The 23,682-nt window shown below is 68.1% G+C and carries 26 protein-coding genes and 1 pseudogene; 17 read left to right on the plus strand and 10 right to left on the minus strand.

Annotated features, from left to right (window positions below; translation table 11 throughout):
• The first annotated feature begins 22 nt into the window (after positions 1-22).
• From modA to J0J01_RS25160, 7 genes are all read left to right on the plus strand, one after another.
• Positions 23-823, plus strand: coding sequence for a molybdate ABC transporter substrate-binding protein (gene modA / locus J0J01_RS25130; RefSeq protein WP_296385727.1), 801 nt, complete (start codon positions 23-25; stop codon positions 821-823).
• Positions 820-1,506, plus strand: a complete 687-nt coding sequence (gene modB, locus J0J01_RS25135) for a molybdate ABC transporter permease subunit (RefSeq protein WP_296385729.1) — start codon at positions 820-822, stop codon at positions 1,504-1,506. The genes modA and modB overlap by 4 nt, the downstream gene beginning before the upstream one ends.
• Positions 1,503-2,558, plus strand: coding sequence for a molybdenum ABC transporter ATP-binding protein (gene modC / locus J0J01_RS25140; RefSeq protein ID WP_296385731.1), 1,056 nt, complete (start codon positions 1,503-1,505; stop codon positions 2,556-2,558). Before modB ends, modC begins: the two co-directional genes overlap by 4 nt.
• A gap of 9 nt (positions 2,559-2,567) precedes the next feature.
• Positions 2,568-2,918: a LysR family transcriptional regulator gene (locus tag J0J01_RS25145; RefSeq protein ID WP_296385733.1), complete on the plus strand. Its 351-nt coding sequence runs from the start codon at positions 2,568-2,570 to the stop codon at positions 2,916-2,918.
• Positions 2,919-2,948: 30 nt separating this feature from the next.
• The gene (locus J0J01_RS25150; protein ID WP_296385735.1) at positions 2,949-4,028 is read left to right on the plus strand and encodes a flavodoxin family protein; all 1,080 of its coding nucleotides are present in this window, start codon (positions 2,949-2,951) and stop codon (positions 4,026-4,028) included.
• A 21-nt stretch (positions 4,029-4,049) separates the two neighbouring features.
• Positions 4,050-5,672 (plus strand): FMN-binding glutamate synthase family protein, encoded by a 1,623-nt coding sequence (locus J0J01_RS25155; RefSeq protein ID WP_296385737.1) that lies wholly within the window; start codon positions 4,050-4,052, stop codon positions 5,670-5,672.
• Between the two features lie 71 nt (positions 5,673-5,743).
• Positions 5,744-6,973 carry a PLP-dependent aminotransferase family protein gene (locus J0J01_RS25160; protein WP_296385739.1) on the plus strand — a complete coding sequence of 410 codons (1,230 nt, stop codon included), beginning with the start codon at positions 5,744-5,746 and terminating at the stop codon, positions 6,971-6,973.
• Between the two features lie 31 nt (positions 6,974-7,004).
• Here J0J01_RS25160 and J0J01_RS25165 read toward each other — a convergent pair whose 3' ends face one another.
• From J0J01_RS25165 to J0J01_RS25185, 5 genes are read right to left on the minus strand one after another with little or no spacing between them, the layout of a single operon-like run.
• Positions 7,005-7,415, minus strand: a complete 411-nt coding sequence (locus J0J01_RS25165; protein ID WP_296385741.1) for a VOC family protein — start codon at positions 7,413-7,415, stop codon at positions 7,005-7,007.
• A gap of 23 nt (positions 7,416-7,438) precedes the next feature.
• Positions 7,439-8,632, minus strand: coding sequence for a serine hydrolase domain-containing protein (locus J0J01_RS25170; RefSeq protein ID WP_296385743.1), 1,194 nt, complete (start codon positions 8,630-8,632; stop codon positions 7,439-7,441).
• A gap of 4 nt (positions 8,633-8,636) precedes the next feature.
• Entirely contained in the window at positions 8,637-9,098 is a 462-nt protein-coding gene (locus J0J01_RS25175) for an SRPBCC domain-containing protein (RefSeq protein ID WP_296385745.1), read from the minus strand.
• Positions 9,095-9,733, minus strand: coding sequence for a YceI family protein (locus tag J0J01_RS25180; RefSeq protein WP_296385748.1), 639 nt, complete (start codon positions 9,731-9,733; stop codon positions 9,095-9,097). The genes J0J01_RS25175 and J0J01_RS25180 overlap by 4 nt, the downstream gene beginning before the upstream one ends.
• A gap of 1 nt (position 9,734) precedes the next feature.
• A complete protein-coding gene (locus tag J0J01_RS25185) occupies positions 9,735-10,268 on the minus strand; it encodes an SRPBCC family protein (RefSeq protein WP_296385750.1) in 534 nt (177 codons plus the stop codon).
• Positions 10,269-10,412: 144 nt separating this feature from the next.
• Between J0J01_RS25185 and ggt the strand changes: the two genes are divergently transcribed.
• From ggt to J0J01_RS25205, 4 genes are all read left to right on the plus strand, one after another.
• On the plus strand, positions 10,413-11,969 hold the full coding sequence (gene ggt, locus J0J01_RS25190) for a gamma-glutamyltransferase (RefSeq protein WP_296385753.1): 1,557 nt from the start codon (positions 10,413-10,415) through the stop codon (positions 11,967-11,969).
• Positions 11,970-12,516: 547 nt separating this feature from the next.
• A complete protein-coding gene (locus J0J01_RS25195) occupies positions 12,517-13,095 on the plus strand; it encodes a PadR family transcriptional regulator (protein ID WP_296385755.1) in 579 nt (192 codons plus the stop codon).
• Entirely contained in the window at positions 13,092-13,415 is a 324-nt protein-coding gene (locus tag J0J01_RS25200; RefSeq protein WP_296385758.1) for a DUF2218 domain-containing protein, read from the plus strand. The genes J0J01_RS25195 and J0J01_RS25200 overlap by 4 nt, the downstream gene beginning before the upstream one ends.
• 2 nt (positions 13,416-13,417) lie before the next feature.
• Positions 13,418-14,047, plus strand: coding sequence for a class I SAM-dependent methyltransferase (locus tag J0J01_RS25205; RefSeq protein WP_296385761.1), 630 nt, complete (start codon positions 13,418-13,420; stop codon positions 14,045-14,047).
• Between the two features lie 125 nt (positions 14,048-14,172).
• On the opposite strand, the gene J0J01_RS25210 is transcribed toward J0J01_RS25205, so the two are convergent.
• From J0J01_RS25210 to J0J01_RS25220, 3 genes are all read right to left on the minus strand, one after another.
• On the minus strand, positions 14,173-14,676 hold the full coding sequence (locus J0J01_RS25210) for a hypothetical protein (RefSeq protein WP_296385765.1): 504 nt from the start codon (positions 14,674-14,676) through the stop codon (positions 14,173-14,175).
• A 76-nt stretch (positions 14,677-14,752) separates the two neighbouring features.
• The gene (locus J0J01_RS25215) at positions 14,753-15,733 is read right to left on the minus strand and encodes a tripartite tricarboxylate transporter substrate binding protein (protein WP_296385766.1); all 981 of its coding nucleotides are present in this window, start codon (positions 15,731-15,733) and stop codon (positions 14,753-14,755) included.
• Between the two features lie 2 nt (positions 15,734-15,735).
• Entirely contained in the window at positions 15,736-16,632 is an 897-nt protein-coding gene (locus tag J0J01_RS25220) for a TauD/TfdA family dioxygenase (RefSeq protein WP_296385768.1), read from the minus strand.
• A gap of 303 nt (positions 16,633-16,935) precedes the next feature.
• Between J0J01_RS25220 and rnk the strand changes: the two genes are divergently transcribed.
• Positions 16,936-17,391 (plus strand): nucleoside diphosphate kinase regulator, encoded by a 456-nt coding sequence (rnk, locus tag J0J01_RS25225; RefSeq protein WP_296385770.1) that lies wholly within the window; start codon positions 16,936-16,938, stop codon positions 17,389-17,391.
• Positions 17,392-17,490: 99 nt separating this feature from the next.
• The gene (locus tag J0J01_RS25230) at positions 17,491-18,024 is read left to right on the plus strand and encodes a nucleoside-diphosphate kinase (RefSeq protein ID WP_296385773.1); all 534 of its coding nucleotides are present in this window, start codon (positions 17,491-17,493) and stop codon (positions 18,022-18,024) included.
• Between the two features lie 195 nt (positions 18,025-18,219).
• Here J0J01_RS25230 and J0J01_RS25235 read toward each other — a convergent pair whose 3' ends face one another.
• A complete protein-coding gene (locus J0J01_RS25235) occupies positions 18,220-19,809 on the minus strand; it encodes an NAD(P)/FAD-dependent oxidoreductase (protein ID WP_296385775.1) in 1,590 nt (529 codons plus the stop codon).
• Between the two features lie 77 nt (positions 19,810-19,886).
• Here J0J01_RS25235 and J0J01_RS25240 point away from each other — a divergent pair, with 77 nt between their 5' ends.
• The 4 genes from J0J01_RS25240 to J0J01_RS25255 all read left to right on the plus strand — a co-directional run bounded on the left by J0J01_RS25240 (position 19,887) and on the right by J0J01_RS25255 (position 23,523).
• A complete protein-coding gene (locus J0J01_RS25240) occupies positions 19,887-20,789 on the plus strand; it encodes an LLM class flavin-dependent oxidoreductase (protein WP_296385777.1) in 903 nt (300 codons plus the stop codon).
• Positions 20,790-20,882: 93 nt separating this feature from the next.
• Positions 20,883-21,818: an LLM class flavin-dependent oxidoreductase gene (locus J0J01_RS25245; protein WP_296385778.1), complete on the plus strand. Its 936-nt coding sequence runs from the start codon at positions 20,883-20,885 to the stop codon at positions 21,816-21,818.
• Positions 21,819-21,944: 126 nt separating this feature from the next.
• Positions 21,945-22,478, plus strand: a complete 534-nt coding sequence (locus J0J01_RS25250; RefSeq protein WP_296385780.1) for a hypothetical protein — start codon at positions 21,945-21,947, stop codon at positions 22,476-22,478.
• A gap of 109 nt (positions 22,479-22,587) precedes the next feature.
• Positions 22,588-23,523 (plus strand): LLM class flavin-dependent oxidoreductase, encoded by a 936-nt coding sequence (locus J0J01_RS25255; RefSeq protein WP_296385781.1) that lies wholly within the window; start codon positions 22,588-22,590, stop codon positions 23,521-23,523.
• A gap of 43 nt (positions 23,524-23,566) precedes the next feature.
• Here J0J01_RS25255 and J0J01_RS25260 read toward each other — a convergent pair.
• Positions 23,567-23,682, minus strand: a pseudogene (locus J0J01_RS25260) (IS110 family transposase); the annotation flags it as partial.

Here is a 23,682-nt window from a genome sequence, read left to right on the forward strand (position 1 = left end):
AGGGTTGCGTATGGGTCTTTGGATGAAGCGTCGCGCATGGCTCGGCCTCGCCGCGGCGATCGCGATGGCGCCGGCCGGCGCCTGGGCGCAGGACGGCATGGTGATCTTCGCCGCCGCCAGCCTCAAGAACGCGCTCGACGAGATCGCGTCAGCCTGGTCGAAGGAGACCGGCAAGCCGGCGCCCAGGCTCTCCTATGCCGCGAGCTCGGCGCTCGCCAAGCAGATGGAGCAGGGCGCGCCGGCCGACATGTTCATCTCGGCGGACCTCGACTGGATGGACCATGTCGAGAAGAAGGACCTGATCCAGAAGGACACGCGCTTCAACCTGCTGGGCAACAAGATCGTGCTGATCGCGCCCCGGGACTCCAAGACCACGGTCGCGGTGAAGCAGGGCTTCGACCTCGCCAAGGCGCTCAACAGCGAGAAGGGAGCTGGCGGCAAGCTCGCGATGGCCAACGTCGACGCGGTGCCGGCCGGCAAGTACGGCAAGTCGGCGCTCGAGAAGCTCGGCGCGTGGGACGGCGTCAAGGGCAGCGTCGCCCAGGCCGAGAACGTGCGCGCGGCGCTCCTGCTGGTGGCGCGCGGCGAGGCGCCGCTCGGCATCGTCTATGCGACCGACGCCGCGGCCGAGCCGAACGTCAAGATCGTCGGCGAATTCCCCGGCGACTCCCATCCGCCGATCATCTATCCGGCAGCGCTGACCAAGGCCCCCAAGTCGCCCGACGCCAAGGCCTTCCTCGACTACCTGAAGAGCAGCAAGGCGCGGCCGGCCTTCGAGAAGCAGGGGTTCACGGTCCTGGTGAAGTCCGCCAGCTCGACATGACGGCAGAGGAATGGACGGCCGTCCGGCTGAGCCTCCTGGTCGCCGTCACCGCGACGGCGGCCAGCCTGCCGCCCGGGATCGCCATCGCCTGGCTGCTGGCGCGCGGCCGGTTCTGGGGCAAGAGCCTGCTCGACACGGTCGTCCATCTGCCGCTGATCATGCCGCCGGTCGTGACCGGCTACCTGCTGCTGATCTCGTTCGGCCGGCGCGGGCCGATCGGCGAATTCCTCGAACAGACCTTCGGCATCGTCTTCGCCTTCCGCTGGACCGGCGCGGCGCTGGCCTGCGCGGTGATGGGCTTCCCGCTGATGGTGCGCGCGATCCGGCTGTCGATCGAGGCGGTCGACACGCGGCTGGAGAGCGCGGCGGGCACGCTGGGCGCCCACCCGCTCTGGGTGTTCGCCACCATCACCCTGCCGCTCTGCCTGCCCGGCGTGATCGCCGGCGCGATCCTCTCGTTCGCCAAGTCGATGGGCGAGTTCGGCGCCACCATCACCTTCGTCTCCAACATCCCGGGCGAGACCCAGACGCTGCCGTCCGCGATCTACACCTTCACCCAGGTGCCGGGCGGCGACGCCGGCGCGCTCAGGCTGACGCTGGTGTCGATCGTCATCTCGATGGCCGCCCTGCTCGGCTCCGAGCTGCTGGCCCGCCGCATCGGCGCCCGCCGCGTCGCGACATGAGCCTCGACGTCGACATCGAGCACGCGCGCGGCACCTTCCGGCTCGCCGCCACGTTCGCCGCCCAGCCCGGCGTGACCGCGCTGTTCGGCCGCTCGGGCTCGGGCAAGTCGACCCTGGTCGACATCGTGGCCGGCCTGATCCGGCCGCAGCGCGGCCGCATCGTCATCGACGGCACGACCCTGGTCGACACCGCGCGCGGCGTGTTCGCCCCCAAGCACCGCCGCCGGGTCGGCTACGTCTTCCAGGACAGCCGCCTGTTCCCGCATCTCAGCGTGCGCCAGAACCTGCTCTACGGCCGCTGGTTCTCGCGCGGCGATGGCGGCGTCGCGGGCGACTTCGGCTCGATCGTCGAGCTGCTGGGCATCGCGCCGCTGATCGAGCGCAAGCCCGACTCCTTGTCCGGCGGCGAGAAGCAGCGCGTCGCGATCGGCCGCGCCCTGCTCGCCCATCCGCGACTGCTGCTGATGGACGAGCCGCTGGCGTCGCTCGACGAGCAGCGCCGCGCCGAGATCCTTCCCTACATCGAGCGGCTGCGCGACATCGGCGTGCCAATCCTCTACGTCAGCCACTCCGTCATCGAGGTGGCGCGGCTCGCCACCACCGTGGTCATCCTGAGCGAGGGCAAGGTCACGGCGGTCGGGCCAGTGCTCGACATCCTGCCGCTCGCCGAGGCGAGCGACGGCGGCAGCGTCCTCGAGGCGGTCGTGGCGCGCCACGACGACGCCTTCCAGCTCACCACGCTCGGCTCGCGCGCTGGCGACCTGCAGGTGCCGCGGCTCGCCGCCGAGACCGGCTCCGTCGTGCGCGCCTACATCCGCTCGCGCGACGTCATGCTGTCGCTGCAGCCGCCGCAGGACATCAGCGCGCTCAACGTGCTGAGCGGCAAGGTTTCGCAGATCAGCGAGAGCGGTGCGCAAGCCGACGTGCGGCTCGACTGCAACGGCGCGACCCTGGTCGCCCGCCTCACCGCCAAGTCGGTGCAGCGGCTGGCACTGTCCCCCGGCCGGCCGGTGTATGCCGTGATCAAAAGTGTATCCTTCGAGCGCAGCTAGGAGCGTCCGATGCCACACCTCAGCATCCGCATCGACTTCGACGACGAGGGCCGGCTCGGCCCCGGCAAGGTCGCCCTGCTGGAGCAGATCGAGCGCGAGGGCTCGATCTCGGCGGCGGGCCGCTCGATGAACATGTCCTACAAGCGCGCCTGGGAGCTGGTGTCGGAGATCAACCGCACCTTCGAGGAGCCGCTGGTGACGGCGCAGACCGGCGGGCGCGCCGGCGGCGGCGCGGCGCTGACGCCGCGCGGCCAGGAGCTGATCCGCCACTACCGCGCGATCGAGCGCAAGGCGCTGTCGGCCACGGCGGCGCATCTCAAGGCCCTGCAGGCGATTTCCCGCAGCCCCCGCCGGGCGTAAGCGTTATCTTCCCCTGGCCAGGGAGGAAACATGGCACGGATCAAGGTCCGCAAGGGCATGCCGAGCGTGCAGCTCGCCAAGGCCCGCTTCGCCGAACGCCTGCAAGAGCGCTTCTACGATCCTGCCTTCGAGCCGCTGAAAGCCGAGATCGCCAAGATCGTCGCCGCGGCATGGGACGGCTACGACGACAGCCGCAAGTCGCCGCGCACCCGTCCCGCCGGCAGGGGCTTTGCCGATCCCAAATACGAGCTCTCGGTCGAGTGGACCGCCGCGCGCAACGCCATCCGCCGCGCCGAGCGGCAGCAGCGCTCGCCCTCCTCCAAGTCGCGTATCCTGCTGATCAACGGTTCGCCGCGCAGCGACCAGACCTGCCCGGGCGAGATGTCCAAGAGCTTCCGGCTGATGGAGATCGCCGAGGAGGTCATCCGGCGCGAGCGCGGCTTCGAGGTCGAGCGACTCGACCTCGACCGCCAGACCTCGGAATTCGGCATCCAGATCCATCCCTGCAAGGGCTGCGTCTCGACGGCGATGCCGCTCTGCCACTGGCCCTGCTCCTGCTATCCCAACCATTCGCTGGGCCAGACCAACGACTGGATGAACGCGATCTATCCGATGTGGGCGGCAGCGCACGGTGTCATGATCGTGACACCGGTCCATTGGTATCAGGCACCGACCGTGCTGAAGGCCATGATGGATCGTCTGGTGTGCGCCGACGGCGGCAATCCCGACCCGACCTCGACCGGCGGCAAGGATGCGCAGAAGGCCAAGGATCTCGAGATGAAGGGCTGGGACTACCCGCGCCATCTCGCCGGCCGCGCCTACGCGATCGTCGTGCACGGCGATGCGGCGGGGGCCGAGACCCTGCGCCGCTCGCTGTCGGACTGGCTGGCCGACATGGGCCTGATGGGCGCAGGCCACGCTGCCGCCATCGACCGCTATGTCGGCTATTATGAGACCTATGCCGAGAGCCATCGGGCGCTCGACGACGACAAGGCCTTCCAGGAGGAGACGCGCAACGCGGCTCGGGCACTCGTGAAGGCGGTCAGGCTGCTGCGGCGGGGAGACTTCCCGCAGCCCGATGACGGGCTGGTCGATCCGAGACCGAAGTAGGCGTGCGTAACGGGGGAGCCGATGTCCAGACTGTTCCTGATCTTCAAGCTGCGGCTGCTGCCGTTCATCATGGCGATCACGCTCACCGCGACGTTCGCCCTCCTGGTCACGATGGACCCGCACGAGGTCTGGCTCTGGATCGGCCTCGCCGTCACCGGCTTCTTCCTGCTGGTCGGGCTGCACGACATCACGCAGACCCACCATTCGGTGCTGCGCAACTATCCGATCGCCGCTCATCTGCGCTTCATCCTCGAGGCGATCCGGCCGGAGATGCGCCAGTACTTCTTCGAGGACGAGAAGGACGGCCTGCCGTTCAGCCGCGACAAGCGCTCGGTCGTCTACCAGCGCGCCAAGCTGCAGCTCGACGTGCGGCCGTTCGGCACGACCTACAACGTCTACCAGCCCGGCTTCGAATGGATGAACCATTCGATGGCGCCCGCGGCGCTGATCAAGGATCCGTTCCGCATCGCCATCGGCGGCCCGCAATGCGCCAGGCCCTATTCGGCCTCGGTGTTCAACATCTCGGCGATGAGTTTCGGCGCCCTGTCGGCCAACGCCATCCGGGCGCTGAACGGCGGCGCCAGGCTCGGCGGCTTCGCGCACGATACCGGCGAGGGCGGTTACAGCCCGTACCATCGCGAGGGCGGCGGCGACATCATCTGGGAGATCGGCTCGGGCTACTTCGGCTGCCGCAATCCCGACGGCACCTTCTCGGCTGAGAAGTTCGCCGAGGCGGCAAGCAACGACCAGATCAAGATGGTCGAGCTCAAGATGAGCCAGGGCGCCAAGCCCGGCCATGGCGGCGTGCTGCCCGCCCCCAAGGTCAGCGCCGAGATCTCGCTGACCCGCGGCGTGCCGACCGGCCGGGACTGCATCTCGCCGTCGCGCCATTCGGCCTTCTCGACGCCGATCGGGATGATGCAGTTCATCGCCGAGATGCGCCGGCTGTCGGGCGGCAAGCCGGCCGGCTTCAAGCTCTGCGTCGGCCACGAATGGGAGTTCCTGGCGATCTGCAAGGCGATGCTGGAGACCGGCATCACGCCCGACTTCATCGTGATCGACGGCAAGGAGGGCGGCACCGGCGCCGCCCCGCTGGAGTTCATCGACCATATCGGCAAGCCGATGCGCGAGGGCCTCTCGTTCGTGCACAACGCGCTGGTCGGGGTCGGCCTGCGCCAGCAGATCCGGCTCGGCGCCTCGGGCAAGATCATCTCGGGCTTCGACATCGCCCGCGCCATGGCGCTCGGCGCCGACTGGTGCAACGCCGCGCGCGGCTTCATGTTCGCGGTCGGCTGCATCCAGTCGCAGAGCTGCCACACCGACCGCTGCCCGACCGGCGTCGCGACCCAGGACAAGCACCGCCAGAAGGCGCTGGTGGTCGAGGACAAGCTCAGCCGCGTCGCCAACTTCCACAAGGCGACGGTGCATGCGCTGGCCGAGCTGACCGCCGCGGCCGGCCTCGAGCATCCCAACGAGTTCCGGCCCTGGCACATCTCCCATCGGCTGTCGCCGAGCGAGGTCGCGACCTTCGCCGACCTCTACCCGGCGCTGCGCGAGCGCGAGCTGCTGGAGGGCACCAACAATCCGCGCTGGCTGGCGCCCTGGAACATGGCGAGCGCCGAGTCGTTCCGCGCCGTGGGCTGAGGTCTCTTGCAAGACGGGCGGTCTTGGCCCAGCAATGGGCAGAAGCAAGACTATCCTCGAGGGAAACACCCATGACCGCCCCGTTCGATTTCGCGCCCCTGCTCGCGCCCGGCACGCCCGCGCCCGCCGTCCTGTGGAAGGGCTTCCCCAAGTACAATTTCGTCGGCGGCCATAACGACGCCGACAACGTGCCGGTCGATGCCCTGATCGAGGCGGCGACGACGGTGCTGCGCCGCGAGGGCCCGACGCTCGCGACCTACGGCCTCAACAGCGGCCCGCTCGGCTACCGGCCGCTGCGTGAGTTCCTCGCGGGCAAGCTCAAGAGCCATGCCGGCATCGCCTGCTCGCCCGACGAGATCCTGATCACCTCGGGCTCGCTGCAGGGCCTCGACCTGGTCAACACGCTGCTGCTCGGCAAGGGCGACACCATCCTGATCGAGCAGGAGACCTACGGCGGCGCGCTGACGCGGCTCGCCAAGTTCGGCGTCGACATCGTCGGCATCCCGCTCGACGGCGACGGCATGCGGATGGATGCGCTCGAGGCCAAGCTCGAGGAGCTCAAGGGCAAAGGCATCACGCCCAAGTACATCTACACCATCCCGACGGTGCAGAACCCGACCGGCTCGATCATGCCGGTGGCGCGCCGCAAGGAGATGATCGCGCTCGCCCGCGCCTACGGCACGATGATCTTCGAGGACGAGTGCTATTCCGACCTGGTGTGGAACGGCGAGCGGCCGCCCTCGATCCATGCGCTGGCCGGCGGCGAGGGCGTGATCTTCGTCGGCTCGTTCTCCAAGTCGATCGCGCCGGCGCTGCGGGTCGGCTACATCGTCGCCAAGTGGGAGATCCTGGCTCGCATCCTCGGGCTGAAGCAGGACGCGGGCTCGGGCGCGCTGGAGCAGATGGTGCTGGCCGAGTTCTGCGCCAAGCACTTCGCCAACCATGTGCCCAAGCTCAACAAGGTACTGAGCCACAAGCTGCAGGTGCTGCGCGAGGCGCTGGCCGAGCAGTTCGGCACCGCCGCCGAGTTCGGCGATCCGCCGGGCGGCATCTATCTCTGGGTCAAGCTGCCCGACCAGGTCGACACGCAGAAGCTGTTCCAGGCCGCGCAAGCTGCCGGCGTGGCGCTCAATCCGGGGCCGGAATGGTCGACCGACAAGGCCTATGCCAGGTCCCGCCTGCGGCTCTGCTTCGCCAATCCCGACCCCGCCACCATCAAGAAGGGCGTCGAGGTCCTGGCCGAGGTCTGCCGCCGCGAGTTCGGCGTGCCGCTGCGCAGCGCCAACGTCGAGAAGAAGTAGCCTTCCTCCCCATCGGGACGGGGCGGAAAGCTCAGGGCTGCTTGGCGTGCAGCACCATCCAGCCGACGCCGAACTTGTCGGCGACCATGCCGAAGCGGGTGGCGAAGAAGGTCTCCGCCATCGGCATGTTGACCTTGCCGCCCTGGGCCAGCGCGTTGAACAGCTTCTCGGCCTCGGCGTCGCTGCTGGCGTTGATCGTCAGCGTGATGCCCGAGAACTCGGACTTGCCGCTGCACTGGCCGTCGGTTGCCATGATCGTGGTGTCGCCGACCTTGAAGGCCGAATGCATGACCTTGTCCTTGTTGGGCATGTTCGCCTGCATGTCGGGCGGCGCGTCCTTGAACTGCATGATCGCCTCGACCTGGGCGCCGAGGGCGCTCCTGTAGAAGTCGATGGCCTCCTGGGCGCGGCCTTCGAAGGACAGATAAGGCTGAACGTTCATCGTCTTCTCCTCTGCTGAGCGATCTAGTCGTCGAAGGCCTGGTAGGCCGCCGTCCAGAAGTCACGGAACACCTTGGGCGGCACCGGCGATTCCATCATGCGCTGGGTCATCAGGACGCCGATCATGTCCTCGGCCGGATCGAGATGGGCCGAGGTGCCGTAGCCGCCGTCCCAGCCGAAGCGGCCGGGCGTGGCGAAGATGTCGGTGCGCCGCGTCACGACCGCGCCGCCCATGCCCCAGCCGGCGCCGTGGCCGAAGAACAGCTCGGCCCCCTTCTTCTGCTCGGCCGTGAGCTGGTCGCTCATCATCAGCTCGACCGTCGGCCGCGACAGCAGGCGCTCGCGACCGTGCACGTCGCGGTTCATCAGCATGCGGTAGAAGGCATGGAAGTCGTCGACCGTCGAGACCAGCCCCGAGCCGCCGGCGGCGAACGGCGGCGGCTTGGCCCAGCGGCTGTTACGGGCATCGTCGAAGAAGCCCAGCACCCTGGTCTGCGGATCGGCCATGTAGGAACTGGCCAGGCGATCGAGCTTGGCCGCCGGCACCTGGAAGCCGGTGTCGCGCATGCCGAGCGGCGCGAACAGCCGCTCCTGCAGGAAGGCCTCGAACGACGACCCGCTCGCCCGCGCGATCAGCACCCCCAGCACGTCGGAGCCGGTGTGATAGAGCCAACGCTCGCCCGGCTGATAGAAGAGCGGCAGGCCGCCCAGCCGCTTCATGAACTCCTCGGCCGTGAAGTCGGCCTGGAACGGCCCGGGCGCCAGGCCCGCCGCCGCCGCCGCGTGCTGGATCGGATATTGGGCCGGCCACACCACCACCGCGCCCATGCCGAAGGTGAAGGTCAGCAGGTCGCGCGTGGTGATCGCGCGCCGGGCCGGCACGGTGTCCTCGACCGGACCGTCGATCGCCTTCAGCACCTTGGCGTGAGCGAGCTCGGGCAGGAAGCCGTCGACCGGATCGTCGAGCCTGAGCTTGCCCTCCTCGACCAGCATCAGGGTCGCCGCCGCGGTGACCGGCTTGGTCATCGAGGCGATGCGGAAGATGGTGTCGCGGCGCATCGGCGCGCCATCGAAGGCCTGCGCGCCGACCGCCTCGACCTCGACCTCGCCGCGGCGGCTGACCAGCGCCACCACGCCCGGCAAGTCGCGCGAGGCGACATGCGCGGCCAGCGCCTGGTGCAGGCGCGGCAAGCGCTCCTTGGAAAAGCCGCCGGCCACCGCTTCAGCCCTCCGACAGGTGCAGGAGCAGCCGCTCCAGCGCGCCGGTCCAGCCGCCGGTATGGCCGATCCGCGCCGAGTCAGACCAGAAGCGCTCGTGGCGCAGGGTGAGCCGCGTGCGGTTGCCGGCCAGCGCCTCTAGGGTCACGGTCACCAGCGTCTCGGGATCGGTCGTGCCGTCGGCATACTGGCTGTTGTAGGTGAAGACCAGCCGTTCGGGCGAGACGACCTCGAGGTACTCGCCCCATTTGGCGATGATCGTGCCGTCCGGCACCTTCATGCGCCGATGCCAGCCGCCGCCCGGCCGCACGTCCATCTTGGTCGAGACCAGCTCGCAGTCCTGCGGCACCCACCAGCGCGCCGCCTTGTCGGGATCGGTCCAGGCCGCGAACACCCGTTCGCGCGACGCGTTGTAGACGCGGCTGAGCTCGAGCTGCTCGCCGCCGGGCTTCATCGGCACATTCATGGCGTCCTCTGGAACTCGGTATCGACGACGATCTCGATCGTCTTGCCGAACAACGCCGGCAGGCCGAAATCGGTGGGCACGATACGCGCGACGGCATGCACGCCGAGCCGCGGCATGTCGGCCCAGCCCTTGCCGGCGCCGACCAGCTCGACCTCGAAGGTCACGGGCTTGGTGATGCCGATCAGGGTGAGGTTGCCGTCGACCAGCCCGTGCGTGGCATCGCCCTTCCGGAAGGCCGTCGAGACGAAGGTGGCCTCGGGAAACTTGGCCGCCTTCAGGTAGTTGTCGCCCGCCAGCTCCGAGGCGAAGCCCTTGACGCTGGAGGTGATCGATTCGACCACCACCGCGACTGACAAGGTCGACTTCTCCGGTGCCGCCGGATCCCAGCCGAGCTTGCCGCTCACCCGATCGAAGCGGAAGACGCTCCACGAGTAGCCGATGTGGGCCACGCGGGCGAGCACGGCGCTGTGGTCGGGATCGATGCTGTAGGTGCCGGCGCGGGCGTCGGCGAGGTCCTTGCCGCCCATGTAGACGCCGGGCGGCAGGTCCTGGGCGGACTTGTCGGAGGAGGATTGCGCGGCCACGCCGCCGGCCATCCCCGCCAGGGCGAGGCTCAGAAGAGCGATGCGGATCATGTTACTTCTCGGCGACGGTCTTGAGGCTCGCGAGACCGGCCTCGAAATCGGTGCCGATCATCTTGTCCATGTTCATGACGGTCTGCATGACCTTGGCCATGTAAGGGCTGGGACCGTACATCGCCCAGGTGACGTTGGTGCTGTCACCTCGAGGAGCGGCGGTGAACTCTGCCGTATTGTGCGCTTCGAAGGGTGTGATGAAATCGAGCTTGATCACGACCTTCGACGGCGTCGACTCCAGGATCTCCATGCGGCCGTGGCCGACATCCTTGTTGCCGTCCCATTCGTAGATCGCGCCCTTGCCCGCCGGCGCACCGGCATAGGCGCGCTTCATGCCAGGGTCCTTCTTCTCGTAGGGCGACCAGGCGGTCCAGCCCTTCAGGTCGCCGACCACCGCCATGATCTTCTCCGGCGGCGCCTTGATGGCAATCGAGCGCTGGACGCGGAAGTCGTCGGGTTTGGTCGCGGCATAGGCCAGCACGCCTGCGACCGCGACGACAAAGACAAGCACGACGATGCCGACGATTCTGAGCATTGGGGGGCTCTTTCGACACTTAACCTTGTGGTTAAGAAATAGGAAGACGTCTCTGCCCTGTCAACTCTCTCGCACAGGTCTTAAGAACTTCTCATGACAGAAATACTGACAGGCCGTCCGGCCACAATAGCGCCGAACGGCCTGGTGACATCGCCCCACTCGCTGGCGAGCGCCGCGGGCGTCGATGTCCTGCGCGCCGGCGGCTCGGCGGTCGATGCGGCGCTCGCCACCAGCGCAGCGCTCTCGGTGCTCTACCCGCACATGACCAGCATCGGCGGCGACGCCTTCTGGCTGATCTGGGACGCCCGCACCAGGCAGGTCCGCTACATCGACGGCGGCGGCCGCGCGACCCGGAGCGGCACGCTCGACGCCTTCGCCCGCCGCGGCCTCGCCGAGGTGCCGGTCAAGGGCGTGCTGCCGGCGACGCTCACCGTGCCCGGCGCGGTGGCGAGCTGGACCGAGGCGCACGCCGCCTACGGCCGCCTGCCGCTTTCCCGCTGCCTCGACAGCGCGATCGGCTATGCGCGCGACGGCTTCCCGGTGACGGCGCGGCTCGCCCATTGGCGCAACATGGCCGTGCCCGACCTGGAGAAGAGTCCGGAAGCGGCGGCGATCTTCCTGAAGCACGGGCCGATGCTGAAGAACCCCGATCTCGCCCGCACCTTGCAGGCCATAGCGAGCGACGGCTGGTACGGCTTCTACACCGGCGACGTCGCGAAGGAGATGATCCGCTGGAGCCAGGCCAATGACGGCTTCTTCGGCAAGGCCGACCTCGAGGCGCAGACCGCGCGCTGGGCCGAGCCGATCAAAGGCACCTATCGCGACGTCACGATCTACGAGACGCCGCCGCCGACGCAAGGGTTCGCGGTGCTGGAGATGCTGAACCTGCTCGAACCGTTCGAGCTCCACACCAAACGCTTCCTCGGGCCCGACTATGTGCACCTGATGGTGCAGGCCAAGCAGGTCGCCTATCACGACCGCGACCAGTTCATCGCCGATCCGCGCTTCGCCGATGTCCCCACCGAACGGCTGATCTCCAAGACCTACGCTGACGAGCGCCGGGCGCTGATGGATCCAAACCGCGCGCTGCCGTGGGACAAGATCCCCTCCTACGGCAGCCTGGCGGGCGACACGGTCTACGTCGCCGCGGTCGACAAGGAAGGCAACGCGGCCTCGCTGATCCACTCGGTCTACGGCAGCTTCGGCGCGGCGGTCGTGGCGGGCCGCACCGGCGTGGTGCTGCAGAACCGCTCGGCCTACTTCTCGCTCGATCCGAAGAGCGCCAACCGGCTGGAGCCGGGCAAGACGCCGCTGCACACGCTGATCGCCTCGCTCGCCTTGCGCGACGACAGGCTGTGGGCGGCGGTGGGCTGCATGGGCGCCGACGGCCAGCCGCAGATCCATCTGCAGACCTACGTGGCGATGATCGACCACGGCCGCGACATCCAGCAGGCGCTCGAGACGCCGCGCTTCCTGAGCGGCCGCTTCGCCATCGGCGAGGCGCGCGACACGCTGCACATGGAGGCGCGCTTCCCGCCGGGCACGATCGACGCGCTCGCGCGGCGCGGCCACCTGGTCAACCGCTGGGGCGACTGGCACGAGTATGCCGGCCACGCCCACGGCATCACCGTCGACCCCGCCAGCGGGCTCAGGATCGGCGGCTCCGACCCCAGGAGCGACGGCGCGGCGATCGGGTATTAGAGCATATTCCGTTCGGCTGGAATCAGCCGAACGGAATATGCCCGCTGCAACAACAACCCCCGTGCGCGCATTTCCGAGCAGATGGAACCGCGAGCGGTTCCATCTGCTCGGAAATCGCTCTAGAGCCGGAAGCGGCCAGGGAGTACCAAACCGTCCCACCCTTGGGACTGCCAACCCTTTGGCAAATCGGTATTTTTGCCTGGAAAGTCCCAAAATCCGGGCCCCCCACTCCCCCTCCCCGATGTTTTTTGTCGTCTCCGGTCGACGCGGAAAGAACAGGTACAGACAGAGCAACGCGATCATGCACCGGACTCTGCCTGCAACGCGCGCAGACTCCTATTTTGGGCAATGGCCGCGATTTTTCGGCCCGGAAATCAGCGCCGATTCGCGTTCCATTGCCCAGAATGAGCCTCGCGCGCGGTAACTTATCCACAGTCCCGCCGACCAAGCCGATTAGGGCAATTTCGTGATTTGTCTTCGACATCCTTGCCTTCGAAACGCATCAAGATATATCTTAGATATGTTAAAATATAGAAAGGCACAATCCTTGAGACACGACGATCATCGCGGCCGCCACGGCGGACACCGACATCATGGGCATGGCAGCCGGCACGGCTTCCGGCGTCACGGCTGGGGAGGCGACGAAGAGGGACGCGGTGGCCGGCGCCGCCGGGTCTTCGACTCGGGCGAGCTTCGCCTGGTCCTGCTCAAGCTGATCGCCGACGAGCCGCGGCACGGCTACGAGCTGATCCGCGCCATCGAGGAGCTGAGCGGCGGCGTCTACGCCCCGAGCCCCGGCGTCGTCTATCCGACGCTGACGATGCTTCACGAGATGGCGCAGATCGAAGAGACCGAGTCGGGCGGCGCCCGCAAGGCCTTCTCGGTCACCGCCGAGGGCACCGCGCATCTCGCCGCGCACAAGGCCGACGTCGAGGCGCTGCTCGCGCGCCTCGCCGAGCTCTCCTCGGCGCGGCAACGCACCGACGGCGGCCCGCTCCGCCGGGCGATGCAGAACCTCCGCACCGTCCTGGTCTACCGCTTCGATCGCGACGACGTGGCGGCCGACACCGTTCACCAGGCTGCCGCGATCCTCGACGAGGCGTCGCAAAGGATCGAGAAGCTATGAGCTACGACAGCACCGTCCGCGTGCCGACCGCGCACGCCAGCCGCTACCTCCAGCAGCTTTGCAAGCACTGGGCCCACAACCTCGCCGTCGAGTTCGACGAGACGAAGGGCGCCGTGACCTTCCCGCGCAACGCGCGCGGCGCCGACTGGCCGGGCGATGCGACGCTCGCCCTGCAGGCGCACGGCGACGGCCTCGAATGCCGGCTCGCGACCAGCGACCCCGGCCAGCGCGAAGCGCTCAAGGGCGCGGTGTCGCGTCACGTCGACCGCTTCGCCTTCCGCGAGGCGCCGTTGCCCTTCGACTGGAAGGACGAGGGCTGACCATGGACGCCAAGGTGCAAGCCGTTCTCGACGCCTATCACGCGCGCATGCGCGAGGAGGAGACGCTCCGGGAAGGCCAGGGTCCGCGCGGTCAGGACTGGCGCGACCGCTCGCTGCTCGCCGTGGGACCGGAGACCGGCCGGCTGATCAACATCGTGGCGCGCCGCCTCGAAGCGCCGATCCTGCTCGAGCTCGGCACGTCCTACGGCTACTCGGGCATCTGGCTGGGCGACGCCGCCCGCGCAAGCGGCGGCCGGCTGATCACCATGGAGCTGTGGGACTACAAGTCCAACCACGCCCGCGAGATGGCGACCAAGGCAGGCCTCACCGACTACATCGACTTCCGCGTCGGCGATGCCGTCGCGATGATCGAGGCGCTATCGCCCGGCATCGACTTCGTGCTGGTCGACCTCTGGAAGGACCTCTACGTGCCCTGCCTCGAGGCCTTCTATCCCAAGCTCAATCCGGGCGCGATCGTGGTCGCCGACAACATGCTGCGGCCCGGCGGCGAGGAGGTGCAGACGTACCGCCGCGCCGTCCGCGCCAAGCCCGGCATGACCAGCGTGCTGCTGCCGGTCGGCACCGGCATCGAGATCAGCCGCTACGAGCCACGGAATTCCTCCCCATTCTGATAGGGAGGTAGCGGCGTCTTACGCCGTCGGAGGGGTCATGAGCCTCAGTCGTGTTGCTCATGACCCCTCCGCCCGCGTGTGACGCGGGCACCTCCCCTTCGCGGACTCCGCGAAGGGGAGGAACTCTAGGATCCGGGGCGTGACCCCGTCGGCCCGTAACCGGCGGCCTGCGCCGCGGAGCACATATAGAGCCAGCTGTCGGCGCCCGCGGCCCGGCCCTCATCGAACACGGCGGTGGCGCGCTTGCGATCGCCCATCTTCCAGAAGGCTTCGGAGACGTCCCGATAGACCATCGCGGCGGCGCTCGCCCTGTCTTCGCGATCCGTCAAATCGAGTGCGCCCTTCGCATTACCGAAGCCGCTTTCCCCCGCCGCCCGGTCACCGGCCAGGATCTGGTATTCGGCCAGGCTGCTGTAGGCCAGCGCGAGCGTGCCGCAATTCTTGTTGGTCGTGCGCGAACATTGATCCGGCGTCGAGAACCGCGCGACCTCCTTCCGGGCCAGGCCGATCGCAGCCTGTTGGTCGCCTTCGTCCGAGGCCTTCATGGCCGCTTCCTGATAGGAAGCGCTCGTGCAGGACGTCGTCACGAGGGCGCACGCCGCGAGCCACGCCAAATGCCTGAAGGCCATATCCAATTCCTTGACGCCGAAGAGAAAGGCCGCCGGCGGCCAGCCTGACAACGAGTTCGTGGCGATCGAGCTGCCCTCAGTCGAGCTGGATCTTAAGCTCGCCAATGATCGCCGACCACTTCGCCGTATCGTCGCGCAGCAGGGCCGCCGCCTCGCTGCGCCCGCGGAAGACCGGGAAGTAGCCGAGGCTTTCCATCAGCTTCTTCATCTCCGGCTGGGCAGCGGCCTGGCGGTAGGCGCTCTCCACCCTGTCGAGGATGGCAGACGCCGTGCCGGCGGGCGCGACCACGCCCTGCCACGATGTGACGACGAGGTCGGGCCAGCCCTGCTCGATCGCGGTCGGCACGTCGGGCAGCGCGGGATGGCGCGAGCGGCCGAGAATGGCGACGATGCGGACCTTCCCGGCATCGACCTGGCCCTTGTACATGCCGTAGCTCGAGATCATGAGCTGGACGCGGCCGCCCAGCATGTCGTTCAGCGCCGGCCCGCCGCCGCGATAGGGCACGTGCAGGAAATCGACACCGGTCTGCTTCTTCACCACCTCGAAGGCGAGATGGTCGACCGAGCCCAGCCCGCCCGAGCCGAAATGCAGCTCGCCCGGCTTGCTCCTGGCCAGCGCCACCAGCTCGCGCAGGTCCTTGGCCGGCAGGTCCGCCGGCACCGCGAGCACCACCGCCGAATCGGCAACGGTGCAGATCGGCACCAGGTCGCGCGCCACGACGACGGGATGGTTGCGATAGAGCAGCGGGTTGGTGACCACGACGCTGCTGTTCACGTGGCCGAGCGTGTAGCCGTCGGCCGGGCTCTTGGCGACGACCTCGAGGCCGACGCCGCCGTTGGCGCCGCCGCGATTGTCGACCACCAGCGACTGGCCGAGCGCCGCCTGTGCGCCCGCCGCGAACGGCCGCGCCACCAGATCGGTGCCGCCGCCCGGCGGGAAGCCGACGACCAGCCGCACCGGGCGCGACGGATAATCCTGGCCGCGCGCGGCCACCCAAGGCGCGACGGAGAGGGGCGCCGCGCTCAACGCGGCGGCGAACAGGCTGCGGCGATACATGATCAGGCGTCGACCTGCTCGACGGTGGGCGCGTCGCCCGCCAGGGTCGTGCGGCGCATGTCGCGCACCTCGGTGCGGTCAAAGCGGCGGGCACGATGCATGGTCGAGCGGTTGTCCCACATCACTAGGTCGTGCTGCTTCCATGAATGCGAATAGACGAACTCGCGCTGCGTCGCGTGCTCGGTGAGGTCGCGCAGGAATGAGCGCGCCTCGGGGATCGTCCAGCCGACGATCGTGCCGGCGTGGCTCGACAGGAACAGCGACTTGCGGCCCGATGACGGATGGATGCGCACCAGGCGCTGCAGCACCGGCCGGAAGAGCTCGACTTCCTCGGGCGTGAACTCGCTGAAGCCGATGGCGCCGCGCGAGTAGAGCAGCGAATGCTCGCAGATCAGGTCCTCGACCTCGGCCTTGGTGCGCGCGTCGAGCGCATCGTAGGCCGCGCGCATGTCGGCGAACTCGGTGCGGCCACCCCACGACGGCACGACGCGGCCGGACAGCAGCGAATACTTGGCCGGCACCACGGCGTAGGAGCTGTCGGAGTGCCACAGCCGGTCGCCCAGCTTGAAGAACCACTGGCGGTCCTCGGCCGAGATGATCTTGCCGTTCTTGTCGAGGTTGGAGAGATCGCCGATGCCCGCGCCCAGCCGGCTCTCCGACGCCTTGCGGATGTTGCCCGGCCGCTTCTTGACCTCGAGCGGCCCCAGCGTCGTCGAGAAGGCGATCTGCTGCGCGTCGGTGATGTCCTGGTCGTGGAAGACCAGCACGCCGTACTGGTCCATGCCCGCATCGACGGCGGCCGCATCCGCGCGGCTCAACGGTCGCGTCAGGTCGATGCCTGAGACTTCGCCCCCGAAGGCCGGCGCGGCCGGATCGATCGGCTCGATGGTGAGCGCCATGGTGACGTTCCTCCTTTTGCGCCGGCTTATAGCACGCGCTGCGCAGCCCGAGGGCTGCACCGCGTTCGCGGCTGCCTTGACAAAAGTCATGCAAACACCAAATCTCCAATCATGCGCGACATCAGACTCATCCGGCATTTCTAGCCCCCTGGCTCGGCTCCATGCGCCCCCGAGCCTTGGGGTACATGGTTCAGCGGCACGCTGAGCCCACGCATTCTTGGCGCTTCTCCCGCAGTTAAACCGTACGACGTGCGCAGTGCCCCGGCTTCCGGGTGCGTTCACGCGCCTCGAGGATTGGTCGCCATGGTGCAGAAGTTCAACAGCCTCACAAGCAAGCCCGACATCGTAATCAGCACCGAGGATCATCGGCGGCTTTCCAATCTGCTCGCCGTGCAACGCCATCGATTCCCGGAAGCGGCCTTTGCGCTTCAAGCCGAATTGGACCGCGCGCGCATCGTGCCGACAGCGCCACCCGATGTCGTGCAGATGGGATCGACCGTGGAGTTTCGCTCCGACGTCGCGCCGCAGAAGCCGCTGACCCTGGTGTTCCCGCAGGAGGCCGACATCTCGGCTGGCCGAATCTCGATTCTCACCCCGATCGGCGCTGCGCTCATCGGATTGTCTACCGGGCAATCCATCGATTGGGAGGCGCGGGACGGCTCCGTGCGTGAGCTGGTCGTCGTTCGGGTCCAACCGCCGAGCGGTACCGTCAGCGGCTCGCAGCCTGCCCTTTCCGACCGCCTGATCGCAGGCGGTTAAGCCCTGCCGCGGCGTCAAGGAGACGCACGCCCGCGGCGGGGCTCGGAAAAAGCGAATCCACCTCCAGATGCGTTCGCATCAAGCTCGCAGAGATGGGCCATGTTCAATACCCCGCAATGCTGTGTTACGGCGAAAGACTTCACGATCCTCGGAAACATGATCAGGCGGACGCCGCCGTACGATGACCGGTTGCTCCGCCTGCTGCGGCGCAAACTGTCGATGGCGATCGTCGTCCTTCCGGAAGACGTTGCCCCCGACGTCGCGACCATCAACAGCCGTGTCGAGTACCGGATCGATGGCGGCCGCACCGAGGCTTGCGTTCTCGTCCACGATGAGGGCAACGCCTCCCTCGGGCTCGCTCTCCCAATCTCGACCCTCCGCGGCCTCGCTCTGCTGGGTCTCTCGGCCGGTGACTCCGTCTCGATCGAGAGGCCGGATGGGCGCGTCGAGACCGTCTCCCTCGAGAATGTCGCCTATCAACCGGAAAGCGCGAAAAGAAGGGACGGTTCTACGGAGTCGCCGAAGAACGGTGCGACCCTGGTGGACCTGAGGCAGTACACAACGTCCAGGGTTCGCGGGGCCAACAGCAATGCGGGCCTCGATGACGACGACCGCGGGCCACCAGCCGCCTAGAGCATAGTCCGCCCAGCTGGAATCAGCTGGGCGGACCATGCCTTTTGATCGAGGTGCCTCGTACAACGCGCTTCGCCGCGCCGCTTCGTAGCCGTCGTCCGCCCACAACGGCACTCTGCCCCGCCGCGCCGTGCGTCCTTCCGACTCCGTCGAGGAGGGACGACCCCTGTCAGTCGACGTGGAAAGCTTCTTGGCTCAACCGACCGAAAAACCTTCGTACCCCTTCGCCACCACCGCCTCGCAGCGCTCGATGTAGGCGGGCAGGCCGCCGATGTAGGGCATGAACACCCGCGGCTTGCCGGGGATGTTGGCGCCGACGTACCAGGAGCTGCAGGTCGAGCGCAGCGTGTTGCCCGCCGCCTCGCCGACATGGCCGACCCAGGCCTCCTCGGCCTCGGTCTCGGCCTCGATCACCGTGGCGCCCCTGGCGCGCACCGCGGCGAGGCAGTCGGCGATCCAGTCGACATGCTGCTCGATCGACGGAAGCATGTTGGTCAGCACCGACGGGCTGCCCGGCCCGGTGATGGCGAACAGATTGGGGAAGCCCGCCATGGTGAGGCCGAGATAGGTCTTGGGCCCCTCGCTCCACTTCTGCTTCAGCGACACGCCGTTGCGGCCGCTTATGTCGATCTTGAGCAGCGCGCCGGTCATGGCGTCGAAGCCGGTCGCCAGCACCAGGCAGTCGAAGGTGTAGTCCTTGCCTTTCACCCGGAGGCCGATCGGCGTGATGCGCTCGATCGCCTCGTTCCGGATGTCGACCAGCGTGACGTTGGGCCGGTTGAAGGTCGCCCAGTAGCCGGTGTCGACGCACAGCCGCTTGCAGCCGATGATGTTGGTCGGCGCCAGCGCCGCGGCGACCTTAGGGTCCTTGACGATCTCGCCGATCTTGCCGCGCACGAAGTCGGCCGCGGTCTTGTTCGATTCGTCGTTCAGCAGCAGGTCGGAGAACGAGGCCATGAAGCCCAGCCCGCCATAGTCCCAGCGCTCCTGGTATTGCCGCCGCCGCTCCTCCTCCGCGCTCTCGACCGCCGAGGCCATGTTGATGCGCAGGTCGATGCCGGCCGGCAGCGTCTTCGCCCGCTTGCGCATCTCGCGATAGTTCGCCTTGACCTCGCGCACGTACGCGGGATCGAGCGGCCGGTTGTGTGCCGGGATGGTGTAGTTGGCGGTGCGCTGGAACACCGTGAGGTGCTCGGCCTGCTGCGCCATGATCGGGATCGACTGGATCGCCGACGAGCCGGTGCCGATCACGCCGACCGTCTTGCCGGTGAAGTCGACGCCCTCGTGCGGCCAGTGGCCGGTGTGATAGGTCGGGCCCTCGAAGTCGGCGAGGCCGGGGATCCTGGGCGTGTTGGGCGAGCTGAGGCAGCCCAGGGCCGCGATCACGAAGCGCGCCAGCACGCGGTCGCCGCGGTCGGTCTCGACCAGCCAGACCTTGTCGCTCTCGTCGAAGGTCGCGCGGGTGACCCGCGTCTCGAACTGGATGTCGCGGCGCAGGTCAAAGCGGTCGGCGACGTGGTTGGCGTATTTCAGGATCTCGGGCTGGGTGGCGTAGCGCTCGCTCCATTCCCATTCCTGCTCCAGTGCCGGATCGAACTGGTAGGAATACTGCACGCTCTCGACGTCGCAGCGCGCGCCGGGATAGCGGTTCCAGTACCAGGTGCCGCCGACGCCCGTGCCGGCCTCGATCACCCGCGCCGAGAAGCCCAGGCCGCGCAGGCGGTGCAGCATGTACATCCCGGCGAAGCCGGCGCCGATCACCACGGCATCGAAATCGATTTTCATGCCATTTGGATAAAGGCGCTGTTCGCTCCGCGCAAGGCACGGCTGGCACTCGCAGAGCGAGCCGCTAAGCTGCCCCCATGACCGACAAGCCCGCCCTCACCCTGATCGCCATGCCCGGCCGCCGCCGGCAGATGATAGAACTGTGCCGCGAGGCCGAGCGACGCGGCTTCGGCGGCATCTACGTGCCGAGCCCGATGGGCAACATGTCGATGTGCGAGGCGCTCTCCTGGCAGACCGAGCGCATCCCGTTCGCCACCTCGATCGTGCCGATCTACCAGCGCACCATGATCGACTTCTGCCAGAGCGCCGCGATGATGCACGAGGTCTCGGGCGGCCGGTTCAGCCTCGGCATCGGCATCGCCCACGGGCCCTCCTACGTGCGCATGGGCGTGACGCCGGGCAAGCCGCTCGCCGACACCCGCGCCTTCATCGGGAAGTTCCGCGCCGAGACGAGCTTCGGTGCGCTGCCGCCGATCATCGTCGCGGCGCTGCGCCAGAAGATGGTGGCGCTGGCGGGCGAGCTGGCCGAGGGCGTGGTGTTCGCCAATGTCTGCCGCAGCCACATGGCGCAGTCGCTGTCGGTCCTGCCGGCGGCCAAGCGCAAGGCGGGCTTCTTCATCGGCAACATGATCCCGACCTGCATCAGCGACGACGTCGAGGCGGCGAAGGCGGTGAACCGGCGCACGCTGACCCGCTACGCGTCGCTGCCGAACTACCGCAACTACTGGAAGGAGGCAGGCTACGTCGAGGAGATGACGGCGATCGAGAAGGCGCTGGCCGAGGGCCGCAACGACGACGTGCCGAAGTACCTCGCCGACAAATGGCTCGCCGACAACACGCTGTTCGGCCCGGCCGCCAAGGTGCGCGAGGGCGTCGCCGCCTGGCGCGACGCCGGCGTGCACACGCCGATCCTGGTGCCGTCGTCGGCCGCGGGGAACCAGATGAAGGCGCTCGAGGAAGTGTTCGCCGCCTTCTCATAGGACCGCGCCACTCCAGTGGCGCCTCATGAGATGAGCGCCACTGGAGTGGCGCGGTCCCATGAGGGTAAGCTTCCTTCCGAAAAGAGGAAACGGATGCCCAAGCTCGGATACCTGCTGCCGACGCGCGAGCGCGTCATGGAGAACCACCACGAGACCGGCTCGCTGCTCGCGCTGGCCGAAAAGGCCGAGGGGCTGGGCTACGATTCGATCTGGGTCGGCGATTCGGTGACGGCGCGGCCGCGCCACGATCCGCTGACCCTGCTGGCCGCCGTCGCAGCGCGCACGAAGAAAGCAGAGCTCGGCACCGCTGTGCTGCTGCCGGCGCTGCGCAATCCGGTGCTGCTGGCGCACCAGGTGGCGACGGTCGACCGCATCGCCGAAGGCCGGCTGATCCTGGGTATCGGCATCGCCGCCGACATGCCGGCGATCCGGCGCGAGTTCGAGGCGATGGGCGTGCCGTTCGACAAGCGCGTCGGCCGCATGAACGAGGCGATGCGGCTGTGCAAGGCGCTGTGGAGCGGCCAGCCGGTCGACTGGAGCAAGCTGTGGAGCGTCAAGCAGGGCACGGTTGGCCCGACGCCGCACCGCCCCGGCGGCCCGCCACTGTGGTTCGGCGGCGGCCTGCCGGCCGGCCGCGAGCGCACCGGCAAGCTCTATGATGGCTGGTTCCCCAACCTGCCGACGCCCGAGGAATATCCGGCGCAGATCGCCGAGGTGCGCGCGGCGGCGAAGGCCGCCGGCCGCGATCCCCAGGCGATCACCGGCGCGATGTACCTGACCTTGGCGATCGACGACGACACCAAGCGCGCCGACGACAAGATCAACGACTATCTCGCCAACTACTACGGCGTGCCAGCCGCCGGCATGCGCGCCCGCCAGCGCTCCTATGCCGGCGGCGTCGCGGGCGCCGCGGCCTGGATCAAGAGCTACGCCGATGCCGGCGCCACCCACATCATGCTGCGCTTCGCCGGCGACCATGAGCGGCACCTCGAAGTAGGCGCCCGCATCAAGCGCGATCTGGGCTGGTAAGCAAGATCGGCCATCGACGATTCGCCTGTCATCGCCCCGCAGGCGTACATCGATCGATGTTGCCACCGCAGATTGCGATCAATACTCTCTCCACCGACCGCAACTCGAGGGAAGGGAGAGCCTGCAGTGAAGTCGATCCTGGCCTTTCTCGTAGGGGCACTCTTGGCGATACCGCAAGTCGCCGCAGCCCAACCGTTTTCAGTCGTGGTGAGCACCACCTATACCGACGGGCGAGGCCTCGTGGTCCTCAATCCGACGTTCTCGGCGATGGATGTCTCCTGGTTCGTCCAAAGGCCGGGCGGTCGTACGATCTACAGTGCCGACGCGGCCGTCGGCGTGCTCGTCTGGAGTCAGCCGCCAAATACCATCACCGCCCATGCGACCTGGGTCATCAATTTCGATCCAACGACCAATACCGTGAACCTCAGCCCAGGCCAAACTCACATCACGAACTGGTATCCCCTGGCGAACCAGCAGGCGAGCCAGCAGTGCCATGTCTACGAAACCGGCTACTGCCAGTGCTACAACAATCAACGATGGAACTACTGCGGTGGCGAACTTCCAGGCTACATCGGCCTGCAGACGGCGCTGGCACAGGTTGCGTCGGCCGTCGCAACGGTGGCCTTGAGGTCGGCGGGGTACAACGTTACGCGCAACTAGCGCGCAATTTGCGCTAGATTGCCGACATGAAGACATCCGTGATTGGCGATTCGCCGCGGCGGCGTGAAGACGCGCGCATCAAGCGCGATCTCGGCTGATAGGCAGAGGCATGCCCAAGCTCGGCTACCTCCTGCCGACGCGCGAGCGCGTCATGGAGGGCCACCACGAGACCGGCGCCCTGCTGGCGCTGGCCGAGAAGGCCGAGGGCATGGGCTACGATTCCATCTGGGTCGGCGATTCGCTGACGGCGCGGCCGCGCCACGAGCCGCTGGCCCTGCTCGCCGCCGTCGCCGCCCGGACGCGCAAGGTCGAGCTCGGCACCGCCGTCCTGCTGCCGGCGTTGCGCAACCCCGTGCTGCTGGCGCACCAGGCGGCGACGCTCGACCGACTCAGCGAGGGCCGGCTGATCCTGGGCATCGGCATCGCCGCCGACACGCCGGCGATCCGCCGCGACTTCGAGGCGACGGGCGTGCCGTTCGACAGGCGGGTCGGCCGCATGAACGACGTGATGCGGCTGTGCCGGGCGCTGTGGAGCGGCCAGCCGGTCGACTGGGATAAGCTCTGGACGGTGAAGCAGGGCACCGTCGGGCCGACGCCGCACCGGCCGGGCGGCCCGCCGATCTGGTACGGCGGCTTCCTGCCGGAGGGCCGCGCGCGCACGGGCCGGCTGTATGACGGCTGGTTCCCCAGCCAGCCGAAGCCCGAGGAGTATGCCGCGCATCTGGCAGACGTGCGGTCGGCGGCCCGCGCTGCCGGGCGCGATCCGGCGGCGATCACTGCCGCGATCTATCTGATCCTGGCGATCGACGACGACCCGGCGCGCGCTGAGGCCCGGATGAACGACTATCTCGTGCGCTACTACGGCATGCCGGCCGCGGTGACCCGCAATCGCGAGCGCTGCTTCGCCGGGACGGAAGCGGCCGCCGCCGCCTGGATCGAGAGCTACGCCGATGCCGGCGCCACCCACATCATGCTGCGCTTCGCCGGCGACAACGAGCGCCACCTCGACATCGCCGCCCGCATCAGGCGCGCGTTGGGTTGGTGAGAGCAACCCACCCCATTCAAATGGGGAGCAACTGTCTTTTGGCCTAAGCGCCGGCAGGCTGCCAAGGGAGGTTGTGTCGGCTCATGGCGTTGAGGGTGACGATGAGCTTACGCATGACGGCGACGATGGCGACCTTGGGCTTCTTGCCGGCAGCGATGA

It is taken from the genome of Reyranella sp. (genome assembly GCF_017305915.1).
Lineage (GTDB): Bacteria > Pseudomonadota > Alphaproteobacteria > Reyranellales > Reyranellaceae > Reyranella.